Genomic DNA, 18405 nt, shown 5'->3' with positions numbered 1-18405 from the left:
AAGCTCATTTGGCGGATATTGTTTTGGATAATGATGCAGTGCAGGAAGAAGGGGCTGAACAATCTGAAGACACTCAAGAAAAAGATCTCGCAGAAGAACCAGTTTCCGAATCATCACCGGATCCGAATGCAGAAGAAAAGGTTGATGAATCTACCGAAGCGGAAAATGCGACTACAGAATCATTGGAAGATGTTGAAACTGAAGATGGTTCAACCGAAAATACAGAGAATGAAGAACCTGTAGATACTAATTCAAAAGAAGATCCAGAACCTAACGTAGAACCGGAAATTAAATTGGAAGAATCGTCTCAAGATTCTTCTGAAGATGAATCAAAAGAATCTTCTGAAGAAAAAGATAAGGCCGAAAATGCCGACACACCGGAAGATGAACAACCCGAAGAAACTGATGAAACTGTTGAAGAAAATGGTACTGAAGATTCAGAGGAAAAGGATAAATCCGAAGAATCCAATTAATTATTTTTATGCTCGATTGGAGAGGTGTCCGAGTGGCTTAAGGAGTCCCGCATTCTGCGGGATGTACCTATAATCAATATGAGTAAATATTGTGTTTATGTTCTTCAAAGTTTAAAAGACGGAAATTATTATATTGGTTATTCCAAAAATTTTGAAGAAAGATTAATTGCTCATAACAATGGATCGGTAAAATCCACTAAATTGAGAAGGCCACTACAGTTGATTCACATAGAAAATTATGGTACAATAGCAGAAGCACGAAAAAGGGAAAAGAAGATTAAATCATACAAAGGTGGAGAAGCGTTTAAACAGCTTATTGGAATTGTTTAGATATTGGAGAGGTGTCCGAGTGGCTTAAGGAGCACGCTTGGAAAGCGTGTGTGCGTTTACCCGTACCGTGGGTTCGAATCCCACCCTCTCCGCAATCAATATTAACTCATACTTAAAATTGGAGGCGTGGCAGAGTCTGGCTGAATGCACTGGTCTTGAAAACCAGCGTCCACTTACGTGGACCAGAGGTTCGAATCCTCTCGCCTCCGCAACGATTCCAGCCCCTTGATTCTTACTCTTAAAATATTATTCGGTTTACTTATCGGTTCATTTATCAATGTTCTAATCGTGAGGGTGCCAAAATCAGAAAGTATTATTACCCCCGGTTCTCATTGTATTTTATGCAACACACCTCTTAAGTGGTGGATGAACATTCCCCTGTTTTCCTTTTTCATATTTGGAGGAAAATGCTGCTATTGTTCGGGTAGGATTTCATGGCAATATCCAATCGTTGAATTACTTTGTGCTGGAATTTGGATATTATTTTTCAATTTCAATCATCCATTTGAAACGACCTCACTTTGTCTGGGGATTTGTTTCCTTTTAGCAATTGCCATTATTGATTTAAAACATTTTCAAATTTATCATGGGCTTTTAATCGCCTCATTCATCTTTTTAGCAACATCATTATTTTTTGGCAGTTTTTCATGGAAATACCATATAGCCGGGATGGTATTTTGTCCGGGATTTATTTGGGGTGTCAGCTGGATAGTGCAAGTTTTTAATAAACGCAAAAATCTTGGCGGTGGCGATATACTTTTGGCAATTTCTTTGGGATTTTATCTTGGACCTTATCGTTCTTTTTTAATGTATTTTATTGCTTCTGTGTTTGGAATTCTTTATTGGGTCGCAATGATGAAAATAAAAAATTTAGATAAAAACCCCATTCAAATTCCATTTGGAACGGGCATGGTATTTGGTTTTATTCTATTAGAAATTGTATTGCTTCCATCCATCATCTCATCTTTCAAATTCCTAGAATTCATCATTTTTACAGATAGATTTCTTGCGGAGTTGTTTTCTTTACTTTGATTTATCTTTTGTAATTTAGCAAAGCTTATGTTCGAATTAAATTCAATCAAATGACTAAAGTACGATTTGCTCCCAGCCCAACAGGGGAACTTCATTTAGGAGGTGCTCGGACAGCCTTGTTCAATTGGCTTTTTGTGAAAAAAACAGGAGGTCAGTTTTATCTACGCATCGAAGATACAGACAAAGAGAGATCGCAACAGAAATATGTAGATCAAATCTGCGAATCTATGCGATGGTTGGGTCTTATATGGGACGGGCCGCTCGTTTTTCAATCTGAAAGAGAAGATTCCTACCATGCAGCAATCCAGCACATCTTAAAAGACGGGAATGCGTACCGCTGTTTTTGTTCTAAAGAAAAACTTGATGAGGATAGAAAAATTGCAGATAAAGAAAAACGTGTTTATCGGTATGCTAAAACCTGTAGAAATTTAGATGAAAAAGAAGAGAGCGATCGACTGAATAGGGGAGAGAACTATACAATTCGCATAAAAATTCCCAAAGGGGAGACCCACTACAAAGACCTTATTTACGGTGCTATAACCGTGCAACATTCCGAAATAGACGACTTTATTATTGCTCGATCTGATGGGAGCCCAACATTTAATTTTGTTTGTGTACTGGATGATAATGCGATGGAAATTACACATGTTATTCGAGGTGAAGATCATATCCCAAATACACCAAAGCAACTCATTATTTATAAATTATTTGGTTTTACTGAGCCCGAATTTGCACATTTACCAATGATTTTGGGGCAGGATAAAAAAAGGTTAAGTAAGCGCCATGGTGCGCCGGGTGTCCAAGAATTCCGGGATGAAGGCTATGTGCCGGATGCATTATTGAATTACCTTGGCTTGTTGGGGTGGAATCCGGATACAGAACAGGAAATATTTACGCGTGAAGATTTGGTTGAATTGTTTGATATATCGCAAGTTCAAAAAAAAGGTGCTGTATTTGACGAGAAGAAATTACATTGGGTGAGCGGACAACATATGTTTCGCTTAACCGGCCCTCAAGTATTTGAAATGATGAATGCACTTTACCCGGATTGGGCGAACAGATCCACAGAATCTTTTGCGATGGAAGTTATATCTTCTTTGAAAGACCGCGTCAAATCTTTATCCGAATTGAGAAATTTAAGTGCTTTTTATTTTCAAGATCCTGAAAATTATGAAGAAAAAGCAGTTCGAAAACGGTGGAAAGATAAATCGATAAATGAATTCGTACAGAATTATGTTTTGTCTTTAGAAGGACTGACAGATTGGTCAGAAGAAAACCTTGAATCGGCATTGCGTGTATCAGCAGAAAAACTCGAAATATCTGCAGGTAAATTAATTCATCCTGTCAGACTAGGATTAACAGGAATTGGATTTGGCCCATCATTGTTTGAATTGATGCAAATATTGGGAAAAGAAATTTGTATCCGTCGCCTTAAATTTGCATTGGAAAAACTACCTCAAAGCGACTAATTTGAATTCGTATGCTTAGAAGCAAACAAACCATCATTGCGCTAATAGCGTTTTCTACTATCGCCTTTTCTGCTCCAAAGACTTTCGTCTATATCCTCAAGTTCGAAAATACTGAACGGGATGAATCCGTAGATTGGCTTGCCCAGGGGTTCGTGGATATGCTAAATGCTCAGCTGACAAACCAGCAGGGAGTTGTTTTAAAAAATAGACAAGATCTTGAAGTAATTATGGATAACCGCTCGTTAATGCTACACCAACCTCGCGGATCTAAAAATCTACTGTTACTTGGCAAGTTTTCGAGATCTTTAGATAATATCCAAATCAATATTCAATTGATTGACGTTGCAACTTGGGAGGAAGCTGATCGACGAAAAATTTCTGAAAAATATAATGAAATCCCCAAGCTCAATATAAAATTAACGGAGGCAATCCAGACAATGCTGACACCATTCCTGCCTAAAATCGCACCTTCGAAATATCCTGCTTTACTTGAATCTAAGCCAAGTCCAATGGACAAATCCTATGCCAGATCATCCTCTGAAGTGGGTATAGAAATAGACAAATCCCTTGAAGCTTTAGAGGCGTCTATGGATATTATGGCTGGCGCGAGAGGAATTCCTATTAAACCAAATTATAAAAAATCCGGTGGCGAGTGGTCTATGGATATTACTTCCGACCCTTTTATTTCCGGCGATCCCGATATGGCAGAAAACACATCCATGCTGATTGGGGTTCTTGACAAACTTATGGCTGATCCGTATGAAGTAACCATTACGCGTCCAGATTTTATCTATTCAGAAGATAACATCGGAAAAATAACCATTCATCTTCCGGTAAATTTTTCAATTAAAGGCAATGTAATTAAAGAAATGCTTACTTCATTGCCATATTCCGGACTTAAGCAAGAAGGTGCGCTCACAGTTTTCTTTTTTGATAAAGACAAATTCAATTTCCCCGGTGAACTAACCAAACGAATTAAATTTGGTAAATACCGTGCTGTTCCGGTCATACGGTTTTACGATAATAATGGTGCAGTAAAAGTTGTCATTGTGGATACTCCGGAAAAAGTGTGGCACACGGCCAAAAGTGAACGTATTCATTATATTGTAGAACGAAAATTTGCTCAATTGATAGATTTTACCGTTGGTGGGTGGTCACTTCAAGTTGCTATGGAAGCAGTTAATATCCCGGTGGACTATTCATTTATTATAGATGTTGATGAAGCAAGAAACCTTCAAAGAATCAGCCTCAAGTTTATTCCTGAACACGAATTAGAATTATTTCTTCGACCTTATTTATAGATGGTTGAAACTGATTGGATTCCCTTTCAAAAAATGCTCGATTATTATCCACGGTCGAGTGTTCATTTTTCAATAAATAGAAAAAATTGATGAAATATTTATTCACAATTTCAATTTGTCTTATTACTATCCTTTTGGCAGAAGGTTCTGTAAACACCACAAAAATTCCCAATTTCAAACTCAAAATGCTTGATGGCAAAAAAATGACTATGAATGAATTGCTAGAGGATGGACCTGTACTGATTGATTTTTGGGCTACGTGGTGCAAACCTTGCTTAAAAGGAATGCGTTTCCTGGATGGCTTCCACGCAAAATATGCAGAAACCGGGTTTAAAGTGTTAAGCATCAATCAAGATACTCCGAAAAGTTTGTCAAAAGTAAAATCTACAGTTCGCTCTAGGAAATTCAATTTTCTTGTTGCGATGGACCCCAATAAACAAATTTCCGAAAAATTGAATGCCCGGTTGCTTCCTACTACGTTATTGGTTAACCAAGCGGGTGAAATTGTATGGCGTCACCAAGGATATATGGCTGGCGATGAAGTGGAAATTGAGCACCAAATCCAAAGGGTTCTCAACCTGTCTAAATCTGAAGAAAATTAACAATTATTGATTTTATGCGGCACTCGGTTGCCATCCTATTTACCACAATAATATTGCATGGACAGGTAGCAATTTCCGGGAATTCTGAACTTCAAATTGGTGAAAGCGAAAACGGATTCAATTATTCTGAAACACATCTTGCGTTGAATGGATTTTGGAATCATGTATCATTTTGGGGAGAATTTGAATTCAGCCCGGAACCAGAACTTGGAAAATCATTCAATGGTCTTAGAAAAATAAGCTTTGAGTATAATAATGGTCCGTTCCTGCTAAAAGTTGGTGACATTTACCAGATTTGGGGAAGAGGGCTGGTACTGAACCAGTTTGATGATCAGTCTATTGATTTTGACAACGGTATTCGGGGATTATCATTTCAATATTCGAATGATTGGTTGGAAAGTAAATTTATTTCAGGGGAGAGTACTATCCGCCAAAGTAGCATTTATGTGAATAATTTCAATGATCGTGTGCACAATTATGAAATTGACCATTCCCTTTTCGGTGTCGACCTTTCTGCGCAGTACAAGAAAATGAATCTTGGACTATCTTATTTACGTACCAGAGAAAATCACCCCATTCCGCCGGATTCTGTGCAGCTGATAACTGCAATGCTTGGCAGCAGGATCGAATATTTTGGCGATTTTTTCGATCTCTACGCAGAATATGTGGATAATAATACACTTGAAGATCATACGGACAGCACAACATCGGAAAATAGTGGTCATGGTTTATTTGCAAATATGAACATTTATTTAGGTTTATGGACGCTTAGTGTGGACATGAAAAGGTATCAATTTTTGGATATTGATCCTAACTACCGATCTGATATTGTGAATTATTATGGTGGGCGAACGCCTTTTCAGCAACCTCCAATTGGAATTAATGAATTTACATCAACCCTACAAAATCGTTTAACGCATCCAGTGGATTTTAACAGCGAGAAAGGAATTCAAATTGAACTCAGTGGTCCGATTACGGATAGAATCACTTTTTCCGCACATGTTGCGCAGGCAAGCCGAACCCATATTTGGTCACAAGTTGATTGGTTCACTTGGGTTCCAAATTCAACAACCGGATTTTTGTTCAGTCAAGAAAAACCATCCAATCCGGTAAAGGAAATGAATGTGAACATAGATGGGTTTTTCTTAAACGATAAATTGCATTCTAATGTCGGAGTCAATTTTTTGAATGACGTTTCACTCCTGATTAGGAATATCTATACTGATTCTAGTCGTAGGTTGATGTATGAAGAAATACAGGGTACATCCCTTCCGATAGAATTTGATTATTTGTTTCCCAATGGTTTGAATATCGGAATTTCGAGTGAATATCAATATGTTACAAAAAACTATGTTCAGGAAGATAAACTTAACGAAATAACCACATTGGATACATCAATAAGCCTTTTTCGAAAACCGGAGCAAGAAAATCGCTTTTTTGCATTATCTGTTTCTAAATCCCCCAAATGGTCATTCACATTGAGTATTGATAATATCTCAACTTTCCAATATGGGACGACTGCTAAATCTTCTACAGGGAACGAACTTGAAAAATTATTGAAGCGATTTGCGAAAATTGAACGAAGTTGGATTGCGATTGATGCAGTTTATAATGTTTCACCTACGCATCGCTTATCTGTGATGTATGGATCTTTGCAAGGAGGCTTGGTTTGTAGTAATGGTGTATGTCGAGAGATAAAAGCATTTGAAGACGGATTCAAGATCAGTTTCACTTCTATGTTTTAAGACTGAATTATTCTTAAATTGAAAAAACTAAAATTTGGCTATTAATAAACTCGGATTAAATAATGAATAAAAACATATTATTTCTTACTGTAGTGGTGAGTGCAATCTTTTCTCAAAAATTGATTTCGAATCCAAATCAATTGGTTTCTAAGGGAAATCTTCGCGAAATCGTTGAAATGGCAAGCCGCTCCGATCAAAAAGTATTCGTAGAAGATTTTACCGGGCTTGACTGACCATACTGCCCAAGCGCAAGTTTTGCGATAGACACCTTATTAAATCAGTTCCCCGAAACGCTTTTCAGTATAGAACTTCATAACGCAGTCTATACACCTTCTAATTCTGATTTTTCTATTCCAGCAATGTACGATATGAGAGCAAATTTGTACACTATCAACGGGATTCCTCATTCAGAATGGAATGGCTTGGAAAGCACTGAAGGTGGATACGCCAATGCAAATTGGCCGCCTATGTATGATAATTTTCTTATTATCTATAACGGAATGATTGGCGCTACATCACCCTATTCGATAGATATTAATGGGTTGGTCAATAACGGTACAATTGATTATGATATTACAGTGTCTATGGATTCTGATCATAGTTCTTCTAACCAGCGAGTATATGTTTTTCTAGTTGAAGATAATATATATTCCTATTGGGGTGCAGTAGGCCAATATCATATGGCCAGAAATGTAAATCGAGATTTCACTCCTCCGGAAAATTTGACAATTAGTTCTTCGGGAGAATCTCAAGTTTATTCCGGATCGTTTGATATTGGTTCTTCTTGGGTGCAAGAAAATTTGAAAGTTATCGCTATTGTGCAGAATTCATCGAGTGATGAAATTTTTCAAGTAAATGCTATATTAATAGATGCAATGAATGCTGATGTTGATGGTGACGGAATACTATCTGATGTTGATAATTGTCCTGAAACGTATAATCCTGATCAGCTAGATACTGATAATGATGGTCCGGGGGACGTTTGTGATCCTTGCGATAATGTAAATATTTGGGTTGCCGGGAATATCAATGGTGATATGATTAACAATGCGCCGTCTATTGATATTTTTGATGTATTGACACTTGTAGATTATTGGAAAGACAATGATTATCCAGGTTGCGCCGCGGAAATTGCAGACTACAGCGGCAACGGCTCTGTAAGTATGTTAGATATTGTGCAACTTGCCTACCAAATAGTATATCCATCATCTAATTTAAGTAAAGGAGAAACCGGTACCGGAGAAATTTCTATATTGCCGGGACGTGACCGCACATCAATTATAATTGAAAGTTCAAATGAGGTTAGTGGAATCCAATTCACCCTTTCTCATCCTGTTTCTAATGAAGTTCTTGAGAATGTTTATCTGCCTAATGGTTGGATTATTGAATCACGAATGTTAGAAGGAAATATGGAAGTCATTGTTGCAGACATCAGCGGGAACCAAAGCCAATATAAATTAGTCATGGATTTCCCATCTCAAATACGAGGAATTTCAGATATTGTAGCATGTAGCCCAGGCGGATGTCTGATTAAAGTTTCTTCGGAATCTGGCTTACCTCAGAAAATTGAAGTCCCCAAAAATTTAAAAGTTGAGGCACTCTATCCAAATCCATTCAATCCATCAATTTCCATTCCATTCTCAATTCCGTATGAAATGTATACCAATATTTCCATTTATAATATTACAGGTCAGCATGTGGCCACATTGGTGGATAATCCTTACATGTCTGGTGGTTTCCATGTCTTTACTTGGGATGCTTCCGCTTATTCTTCCGGTATTTACTTTGTGAAGATTTCAACACCGATTGCTCAGGAATTGCGCAAAGCATTCCTGGTTAAATAATAGCCCCAACACTGTAAATAATCTTTGAGCGAACACGGTAAACATCCGTATATTTCCGCCCGATTTTTGATAATCATTATGGGGAGTCGTCTAACGGCAGGACACCTGGCTCTGGCCCAGGCAATCGGGGTTCGAAACCCTGCTCCCCAGCGCATTGGCTCGTTCGTCTAGTGGTTAGGACTCAGGATTCTCATTCCTGCAACAGGGGTTCGATCCCCCTACGAGCTACGTCATAATTTCGGGGGTATTGGATAGAGGAATCCCTTAAATTTTGGTTTAGAACATCGAAAAATATGCGCCCGTGGCTTAATTGGATAGAGCACCTGGCTACGGACCAGGGGATTGGGGGTTCGAATCCTCCCGGGCGTACTAAATTGGATTTAGATTAGGAAGATTTTTCTAAGTTCTTAATTTTGATCTATATCACTTAGTATTACATATAAAACCATTTATAATTTAGTAGAAAAGAAACTTATATTATGTCAGATTTGCAATTGCATTGGATTGACGGTGAGAATTATATTCACCTACCGAAAGAATTCCCACGCGAGGTAAGGATTCCTTCAATGAAAAATAAATTACACATAGCATGTCCAAATGAGGCGCGAATGAATCAATATATATATCGAATATTATTACCCGGTTTTCTTGGGTTTTTCCTATTATTTACATCTGGAAGTACTCTGGTTGCACAAGATGACTCGGATGATCCCGTCGAAATATTCTGGGGGGATGATGAGGACGAGTACGATGATGAGGATTATGAAGACGAAGAGTATGAAGAAGATTATGAAGATGAAGAATATGATGATGAATTCGAGGACGAAGAGTATGAAGAAGATGAATATTTTGATGAAGAAGATGATGCATTTTATGAAGAAGGTGATGACGAAGAAATTTATGATGAAGAGTATGAAGACGAAGAATTTGACGGAGAAGGAGAACTTGAGGATGTTGAATTAGCAGATGCTGCTGAGAGGCAGGGATATTCGCTCACAATTATGGGTGCATCACCCGGTTTTGTAAATCACCAATTAAATACATACAATTCCAGTGTTGATTTTAAAGCAGGACTTGAATTTCCTGCACTGATGCAAGTCGGACCGCTCCGATTCCGCTTGGGTGCTGAACTTGGAACTTTCTCATTTACCAATTACAAGCCTGTAGGCGGCGAATTCAGTGGTTTTTTGGCTATGGGAATATTGTCCTTTCCTGCTGGTCCCGGACAAGTAAAACTGGGGGCAGGTCTCGTCGGAAATGTTTTCGGATTAACTGCTGAATCTTCTTATGGACTTACACTCGGTAATGCGGTGGAAATCAGGTTTGGCGTCCGATCGACCACAGGTTTTGGCGTGAAAGACTCTAAGGGGGCTGACCTTGGTACCGTAAGTTGGATGGACGGAATTTTGATTCTCGGCGTAAGTATATAAATCATAACTGAGCATGAATAAATTCCTCAGGATTCTATTGACGGTAGGAGGGGCTACCGTTTTTTTCTTACAAGCACAGACTGCTGTCCCTGATGGTGGCAATGTAGTCACGGGAAGTGGAACTGATTATTATTGGAATAATACAAATACAGATATTGATGTAACTGGAATCGTTTTAAGTAATTCAGGTGATGGGAATGGATATGCAGTTTATGGAGTAGTAGCCGGAGAAACGTGGAAATATTTTGGAGGCACTACAAATGGCCTTTCAGCTAGTACCTATTCTTTATCAAATACTAGCTCTTCAACCATTGAAAATATTTCGGGTCGGGGAACGGGTGTCAACTTTACGGTTTATGTTATAAGATATAATAATGGTGCCCAACAAGACACCCTTACAGCAGGAACTTTTCAATTTCGTGAAACAGCTCCAACAGCTACTGACCAACCGGACCTAGTTGCGAACGATGATACAGGCGGAAGCGATTCTGATAATTATACGAATGATGATGGTGTTGAATTTAGCATTTCAAATGCAAACGCTGGAGGTACGCATACAGTTACCCTTTATGTTGGATCTGCCGTAAATCATGTGGAAGCTAGTTCTGGTTCCGCGTCATATCAATGGCCAGCATCTCTCGTCGCCGGCACTAATTCTGTATATACGGTTACTAAAGATCAATATGGAAGCGAAGGTACTTCCACATATTTATATGTTTATTTAGATCAAACTTCGCCATCGCCACCATTGGTCGTGTCCGAAGAAGATGCAGATCAAGCCAATGAATGGAATTTATTGTCTAGCACGGATAGTGGTATTTCCGAATGGGACAGATTAACCAATGATAATACTCCTACTTTTAGAGTGGGTGGATCAGAATTATCAAATTGGGTTAGCAATGTTGGTTGGACTTTTGGACGGGCAGTAATTTATCTGGATGGATCAGCCACAGACAGCACCACAGATAATGATGATATTGTGGATGTTACTATAGGCAGTGCCATAACTGATGGAACCTATACGGTCACGACTGTCATAGTTGACCCGGCAGGAAATCGGTCAAGCGCATCAAATTCTATTTCTGTTACAATTGATACCGATGCAGACGCTACAAATGTAACGCCAAATTTGGATACGGATGAAAATGTTGATACAGGGTTCAGCCAATCTGATCATTATACCAGCGATACGACCCCAACATTTATTATGACAGGTGCCGGCGTGCTGGCTGGAGATTCTATAGAAGTTAAAAACGGAGCTACGGTGTTGGTAGGCGGTTGGGTTGCGACAAATGGAACCATTACGCTTACAGTTCCTGCAGCAAACGCCTTGGGCGCAGCAACATATAATTCTATAGCAGCCTTTGTTGTTGATTCTGCCGGAAATACTTCTGGTGCAACATCCTACCTTACCCCAGACCTCGTTGTGGATACTTCAGCTCCGAGCGACCCTGCTTCTGCACCAAGTCTTAAATCTGGGCACGACACGGGAACATTAACTAATGACCGATTAACAAACCGAAGAACTCCAACTTTTGTTTTTGCTGCAGAAGCTTCCACGGATTCTATTTATGTTTATCAGGATGGATCTAAAGTTGTAACCGCTTTGGCGGGGGCAACGAGTAATATAGAAATCACCATTCCCGATGTTGGTGCAGATGGAACGTATTCAATTACTTATACTGATATAGATTTGGCGGGGAATGTTAGTAATGCATCCGCTGCTTTTAGTGTAAGTATAGATTCTACATTTCCTGCCGCACTTGTTAGCATAAATATGGTAGAGGATGAAACCAATGACACGGGTGAAAGTCAGACAGATAAAATTACCAGTAACCAGCGTCCCAAATTTGAAATTGATTTATCAGGTTCTAGTACCAGTATTGCCGATGCGGATTCCATCATTTTATATTTCACGGATAAGTCTGACGGATCCACAAATGCCGTTGATGCGGAAATTATTACTGCTGATCCGCATACACTTCAACCAACAGTAAATCAGGATGAAGGAAATTATTATGTTACAGCAGCTATTTTAGATAGTGCGGGAAATTTGCGGGACACGACAGGATTTAATCAATCCATTACAATTGACGTTTCAGGTCCAGATGCTCCAAGTGGAATTGATTTACAAGCAGCTGATGATAGCGGGAAATTTGATAATGATGATGTAACAAAGGAAACTACGCTTATTTTCACAGTCAGTGGAGTCACTGCAGATGATTCTGTTTTCATTCTTTTTGGCACAGATACGGTCGGAAGAGGAAAAGCATCAGAAACAACAGTGGATATAACTGTAAGCTCTGCAACAGAGGGAACGCATGTTGTTAAATCAATTGCAAAAGATCCGGCCGGGAATATTGGTTCACTTTCCAGCGCGATGGGAAATAATTTAGTCTTGGATGTTACCAACCCGACCAAACCTACAAATCTGACCCTTACCAGCGACCCTGGGATTAGTTCTTCGGATGGTATTACCAATGATAATACACCGGAATTTTCACTAAATGCCGATTATCCCGATTCAGCAGATATTTATTTTGGAACTCTTGTCAGTATCGGGTCTGTGGTAGTGTCAGGACCAATTGACGTGTCCGGTTCAGCAACATTAACAGCTTCATCTCAAGTCGATAATGAATTTTGGGCACGTGTGAAGGCAATTGATCTTGCTGGAAATTCATCTGAAACATCTGAATCCTTCTATATACAAATTGACACAGATGCTCCAAATGCTCCGTCAATTACAGGAATTTTATCTACCGACGATTCCGGTCATTACGATAATGATGGATATACAAATATTCAGAAACCTACAATTATTGTTTCAAACCTGGATGCAAACAACAGAGATTCGGTTAGAGTTTTTTATACCGGCATTACTACCGCGGTAGATTCGGTTGTAGCTATAGGCCATGGAGGAACAGACAATTTAACACCTGAAACCAATATACCTGAAGGATCGTACACTCTCAGAGCAGTTGCTATTGATTCTGCGGGAAATGTTTCTGACACAACCTCGATTGCAAATGGATTTAGTTTAACAATAGACTTAACAAATCCCAATTCCATTTCTTCTGCCGATTTAAAAGGAACATCGGATTCCGGCGTAGACTCAACTGATAATTTAACGAACAAACTTACACCACAATTTACAATCACGAGTGATGATGGTTTTGTGGGTGACTCTATTTTCGTAGTTCTCAAAAAAGGTAGCGTCCAGGATACACTTGGGAATGGATTTGTAACCAGTGGTAATTCTACAAATATTACGTTATCTACAATTGATACAAGTTTTTTAGTTTTTGGAAACGGTGTTATATCAGTTCACGCATATGCAGTGGATTCTGCCGGAAATACCGCCACAACCCTTTCCGGCGCATCATTATTAGATATTACACTTGATTCGCAAGCTCCTACCGCACCTACGCTAACGCTTCGTTCGGCGGATGACAGCGGTGTACTAGATTCAGATAATTTAACCAATGTTGTTAATCCAAGATTTAATGTCTGGGGAGGAAGCGCAACAGATTCAGTATATATCATTACAAATACCGATACGGTCGGGAGAGATGTTACCAGCACCAGTCCGGATATAGTTTCTACCGATACAGTCACAGCAAACGCAACTTACAGTTATTCTTCTCTTTTGCGGGATTATGCCGGAAATCTTTCAGATGCATCTACAGCAGTATCCGTGGAAATTGACACAGAAGCTCCTGCCAAACCTAATAGTGCACCTTTAATGTTAACTGCTATAGACAGCGGATGGGTTTCAAACACAGATGAAATAACAAACGTTGATCAACCACAGTTTGAAATTACAGGCGTAAGTCCAACTAGTCCCGGAATTATTGATTCTGTGTTTCTTCTGAAAGATTCATCTACGGTTGTTTCGTCCTCATGGACTTCCCAACTCGATTCTGATACGTTGCAAACCAGCGCTTTAATTTCCGGGACCTATACGTTTAATGTGTTTGCTATGGATTCAGCTGGAAATATCTCTGACACAAGTGAAGCACTTTATCCAGTCATTATTGACCTTATAGATCCTTCTACACCTTCTGCTCCGGATTTACTTTCTACAGAAGATTTGGGAGATTCAGACAACGATAATATTACAAAAGATCGGTCACCGACTTTTAGAACTACAAATCTAGAATCGGGTACACAAATGAAATTCATGGTTGTAGATACTGCAAATACGGCAATTGATAGTATTATATCAGTGGTAGGTTCGGATTCTACGGGAACTAATTTTACTATTACAGAAGGAAGTATTTCTGAAGGAACATATTCGCTATATGTTAGCAGCGAAGACACATCTGGGAATCTTGTTCAAAGTTCTAGTTTGGCTAATGTCATTTTAGATTATACCGCGCCAACCTGCTCGTTGACTTATGTGAATACTACCCAAACGCATCTCACTAATCTTGGAAAATACCAAGATCAAATTACTCTCATTGCACAATTTAATGAGCATACCGGGACAAATCCTGAACCTGTATTAAATGTTCAATATGCCGATTCTACCACTGCTTCTTTTACCGGTACGGCAGGTAATAATTCAAATAATGATACAACATGGACTTTTTCATTCACTTTGCCAGACAGCAGCACGAATGATGGTAACCTGAAGGCTACATTAACTGCCTACGATGTAGCTGGTAATAAAACATTAATTTATGTGGATAGTACCGAGTTTGTTGTAGATAATACAGATCCGACCCCATTTACCGTCAGCACGATTACAACATTCGGTTACAATCAGGTTGCTGGATGGATTAATGGTGAAACCGACAGTGTATCAGTTGTGGTTCCGATTGATCAAAATGATGGCACCTTACTTTTTGGCGGGGATATCTACATACAAATGCGCATTCCTCTGCGTATGCCTGCTGCAACGTGGGTTCAGGTTGGAGCTAAAGACAGTATTGAGACTACCGTTGATTCGGTTGTTTACAAGACAACTGCTGAAATACTTGCAGCTTTAACACCGGAAGGATTAGTTCAAGGCGATAGTATTGTAACACGGGCTGTTTTATATGATGCTGCAGGGAATTTTACTAACGGAACAGAAAGCATAACCAAATATGTTTATGATCCAAACAAAATGACTATTGGGACAAACCAAATAACCGTTGGAAATACATTAAATGTGGATACATTGATCTCTAGTGATACTGTTAGAGTTGAATGGGATGATTTTGATGAACCGACACCCGCTACCGCTTCTGGTCTTGATAAATATCAAGTTGCCATTGCACATGTTGGGGATGACTCTATTACCCAGTTCATGAATTGGGTAAATACGATGTCAACAGCATCGTTTGACACCTTGCTTCCATTAGAGCACGATAATGAGTATAGCATTCATATCCGCGCATTCGATGTTGCTGGAAACATTTCAGATACACTTGCTTCCGCTACTTTTCGAAGATATAATACAAAACCGACTCTCGCTTCAATGGATTCTGCAATATCGTATGAAGATATTCTATGGAAAGACACACTAACTGTGTCTGATCCAGATTTTCTTACTTTACTATCCGATTCTATAAGTTTTTATAAAATTCAATCTGTCGGAATTACAGGTACTATTTCTGCAGATTCAGCCACTATTACCCAAATTAGCAAGGATTCCGCTATCGTTTCGTGGACGCCACTTCAGGCCGATACCGGGAAATATACGATCACTGCTTGGGTGAAAGACAATTGGGAGTCAACCAAATTTATTGATTCCACTGCATGGAACATGACAGTGATTGGAGTGAATGATACACCTGTTGTTTCCATCGTAACACCAGCAAGGCAAATATCTTTTGAAGAAGATTATCAGGATACAGTGAAATACACAATGACAACTTATGCAACGGATGTGGACAACGATAGCACAGAACTGAGTTGGACTGCTGTATTGGCGACAACGCCTGATATACCAGGATATCCAAGAACAATGCCTTCATTCGTTTTTGGTCCAAATACATCAGACATTGCCAAGGAAAATATCAGACGAAAATATCAACCTAAAACGTCTTCGAAACAGAATTCTTTATTTTCTGATTCAGAGAACTCTTTAAACCTTCCAGTAAACCGATCTACAAAAATTCAAGTTACCATTGATACGAGTGGAGGTAACACTTTTGCAACTTTTGATGCAGATTCAAATTACTATATTGAGGATTATCAAATCATTTTTGAAGTTTCAGACCCACAAGGGGCGCTTGCAAGCGATACAACATTTGTCACGGTTACGCCCAACAATGATGCACCTGAAATAAATAAAGGAACTGTACTGCTTTCCGATACTACTGTAACCGAAAATGATTCACTGATTCTTGATTTGGGTTCTTATGTAACAGATGTTGATGATACGCTACTTTATTTTCATATAAGCGCTTTAACGAATTCTGGTTACATGTCAATTTCTGACACTTCATTTTCTATAGACACGACTGGATATTTGATCAAATTTGAACCACAAAAACTTTGGTCAGATTCATCGGTCATCCGATTGATTGTTCGAGATAGATCCACTTTTTCCGAAACTAACGTAAAATCAGACACAGTCACATTCACGATTGATGTTCTTCGAGTTCCAAGGCCGCATTTATTTTTAAGTGTTGTACAAAATAATGCATTTACGAATTATTATGATCTTTTTGTAACAGATACCGCTCAAAAGGTTAAGCGATGTTCTGTGGAAGTTCAGAGTATTCCAATTGCAATTGACACTGTAGGTCTTTACACTTATGCTGGAAATTATTATTTTACGAGTCCGGGCGTTTATATTTTTGATATTTTGGCAAAAGGAATTGTAGGTGATACTTCAATTTCAAAAGGAATAAACCTATCGCTCGCAACCTCTGCACGAACTTGGACCGGTTCAAGTATAGATGGGCGTTTTAGGGTGAACGGATACCCCGGATCAGTTAGAAATGATCAATTAATGATGATTTCCGATTCCACCATGTTTGGTCCATATTTTGGCGATCAAGCCTCATATTTATTGGGAAATGAATATTTTGATTTTGATGGAGCTGTTGAGGTAATGCTTCCTGCAACAGATGATAACCAGGCAATTCATAGGAGAATCGACGGTGGAAAGTGGGAAGAACTTCCTTCTATTACTGAATATGGTTTGGTTAGAGCATGGTCAGAAAAAATGGGATATTTCAAACTTGGTCTTAAAACAATATTTGTCCCCGAAATGACCTCTATCCATAAAAATTATCCGAATCCATTCAATCCAGTAACAACGATTGAATATGATCTCGGGATAGTTCAGGGTCCTCGCCAAAAAGTGAATCTTTCAATCTATAATTTACTCGGGCAACATGTAAAGACTTTAGTGAATGAAGATAAATCTATCGGACGATATTCGGTTCGCTGGTTTGGTAAAGATGAATTTGGTGTTCCAGTTTCTTCCGGAATTTATTTTGCAAGAATGATGACTGATAGAGGAATTGCTAAAACATTAAAAGTTATGTTAATTCGATGAAAAAACTTTTTCAAAACTCAGGTCTGATATTAGCTATGATATTTATGGTTATTATGGGTGATGCTTGTCGAAATAATTATGATGCAACCGCACAAGATATGTCGGAGTATGGATGGACTTTGTATGAACAAGAAGACTTTTCTAACAGCGCTCTTTGGTTTCAGAATTCAATTCAAAATGATACGATTTATAAAGATGGGTACAACGGTATTGCATGGTCTTTTGGACAATTGACTTATATAGATTCAAGTATCAAGTACTTCAATAAAGGGATATTGCTTTCCGATGATCCGTTTAATGTAATTGATGTTGCAAATGAATTAAAAGCAGGACTTTGTTTTGCGTACAATGCACGTGGAAATGTGGGTGACGATTCCATGGCAATCATTTGGGGAGACACTGTAATTGGTGCAACTGTTGGATTCAATAAAACACCTTGGACATTTACTCATGATACAACGATGAACTATCTTGATGTCATGTTGACACTTGGGATGTCCAATTTCGGAGTAGGAAACTTTTCACAAAGTTTGGATCATGTTTCCGAAATTTGGGCTGTGTTAAATCCTAGTATTAGTGTAGCAAATATCGATATTTTAACAGTTGATGGTAGAAGAGAACTAGCCGTTCAGTTGGATTCGTTACAGACATATTTGGCGACCCCGTAGAATAAAAATACAA

General features: G+C 38.8%; 11 protein-coding genes and 5 tRNA genes. All 16 read left to right on the top strand.

From position 1 onward, the window contains the following. The first annotated feature begins 551 nt into the window (after positions 1–551). The 16 genes from HOD97_03285 to HOD97_03210 all read left to right on the top strand — a co-directional run bounded on the left by HOD97_03285 (position 552) and on the right by HOD97_03210 (position 18392). The gene (locus tag HOD97_03285) at positions 552–803 is read left to right on the top strand and encodes a GIY-YIG nuclease family protein (protein MBT4280629.1); all 252 of its coding nucleotides are present in this window, start codon (positions 552–554) and stop codon (positions 801–803) included. Between the two features lie 5 nt (positions 804–808). Beyond that, positions 809–895 (top strand) — tRNA-Ser (locus tag HOD97_03280). Between the two features lie 28 nt (positions 896–923). After that, positions 924–1012: transfer RNA gene (locus HOD97_03275), tRNA-Ser, on the top strand. Between the two features lie 16 nt (positions 1013–1028). Then, entirely contained in the window at positions 1029–1835 is an 807-nt protein-coding gene (locus tag HOD97_03270) for a prepilin peptidase (GenBank protein MBT4280628.1), read from the top strand. A 50-nt stretch (positions 1836–1885) separates the two neighbouring features. Beyond that, positions 1886–3304, top strand: coding sequence for a glutamate--tRNA ligase (locus tag HOD97_03265; protein ID MBT4280627.1), 1419 nt, complete (start codon positions 1886–1888; stop codon positions 3302–3304). An 11-nt stretch (positions 3305–3315) separates the two neighbouring features. Continuing rightward, complete coding sequence (locus HOD97_03260; GenBank protein ID MBT4280626.1) at positions 3316–4605, top strand: hypothetical protein; 1290 nt, start codon at positions 3316–3318, stop codon at positions 4603–4605. 89 nt (positions 4606–4694) lie between these two features. Continuing rightward, positions 4695–5207, top strand: coding sequence for a TlpA family protein disulfide reductase (locus HOD97_03255; protein ID MBT4280625.1), 513 nt, complete (start codon positions 4695–4697; stop codon positions 5205–5207). A gap of 14 nt (positions 5208–5221) precedes the next feature. Next, positions 5222–6952, top strand: a complete 1731-nt coding sequence (locus HOD97_03250) for a hypothetical protein (protein ID MBT4280624.1) — start codon at positions 5222–5224, stop codon at positions 6950–6952. A gap of 62 nt (positions 6953–7014) precedes the next feature. Then, positions 7015–7185 carry a hypothetical protein gene (locus HOD97_03245; protein ID MBT4280623.1) on the top strand — a complete coding sequence of 57 codons (171 nt, stop codon included), beginning with the start codon at positions 7015–7017 and terminating at the stop codon, positions 7183–7185. 135 nt (positions 7186–7320) lie between these two features. Next, positions 7321–8796 carry an Omp28-related outer membrane protein gene (locus HOD97_03240; GenBank protein ID MBT4280622.1) on the top strand — a complete coding sequence of 492 codons (1476 nt, stop codon included), beginning with the start codon at positions 7321–7323 and terminating at the stop codon, positions 8794–8796. 79 nt (positions 8797–8875) lie between these two features. After that, positions 8876–8946: transfer RNA gene (locus HOD97_03235), tRNA-Gln, on the top strand. Positions 8947–8952: 6 nt separating this feature from the next. Continuing rightward, a tRNA-Glu gene (locus HOD97_03230) sits at positions 8953–9024 on the top strand. A 67-nt stretch (positions 9025–9091) separates the two neighbouring features. After that, positions 9092–9165 (top strand) — tRNA-Arg (locus tag HOD97_03225). Between the two features lie 197 nt (positions 9166–9362). After that, positions 9363–10226, top strand: coding sequence for a hypothetical protein (locus tag HOD97_03220; GenBank protein ID MBT4280621.1), 864 nt, complete (start codon positions 9363–9365; stop codon positions 10224–10226). A 13-nt stretch (positions 10227–10239) separates the two neighbouring features. Beyond that, positions 10240–17724, top strand: coding sequence for a hypothetical protein (locus HOD97_03215; GenBank protein ID MBT4280620.1), 7485 nt, complete (start codon positions 10240–10242; stop codon positions 17722–17724). Further along, positions 17721–18392: a hypothetical protein gene (locus HOD97_03210; protein MBT4280619.1), complete on the top strand. Its 672-nt coding sequence runs from the start codon at positions 17721–17723 to the stop codon at positions 18390–18392. The genes HOD97_03215 and HOD97_03210 overlap by 4 nt, the downstream gene beginning before the upstream one ends. Positions 18393–18405: the final 13 nt, after the last annotated feature.

The sequence above is a fragment of the Candidatus Neomarinimicrobiota bacterium genome (assembly GCA_018651745.1).
Lineage (GTDB): Bacteria > Fidelibacterota > Marinisomatia > Marinisomatales > TCS55 > JAAZYX01.
Note: the sequence above shows the minus strand (reverse complement) of the source record. Positions and strands in the feature narration are given on the sequence as shown.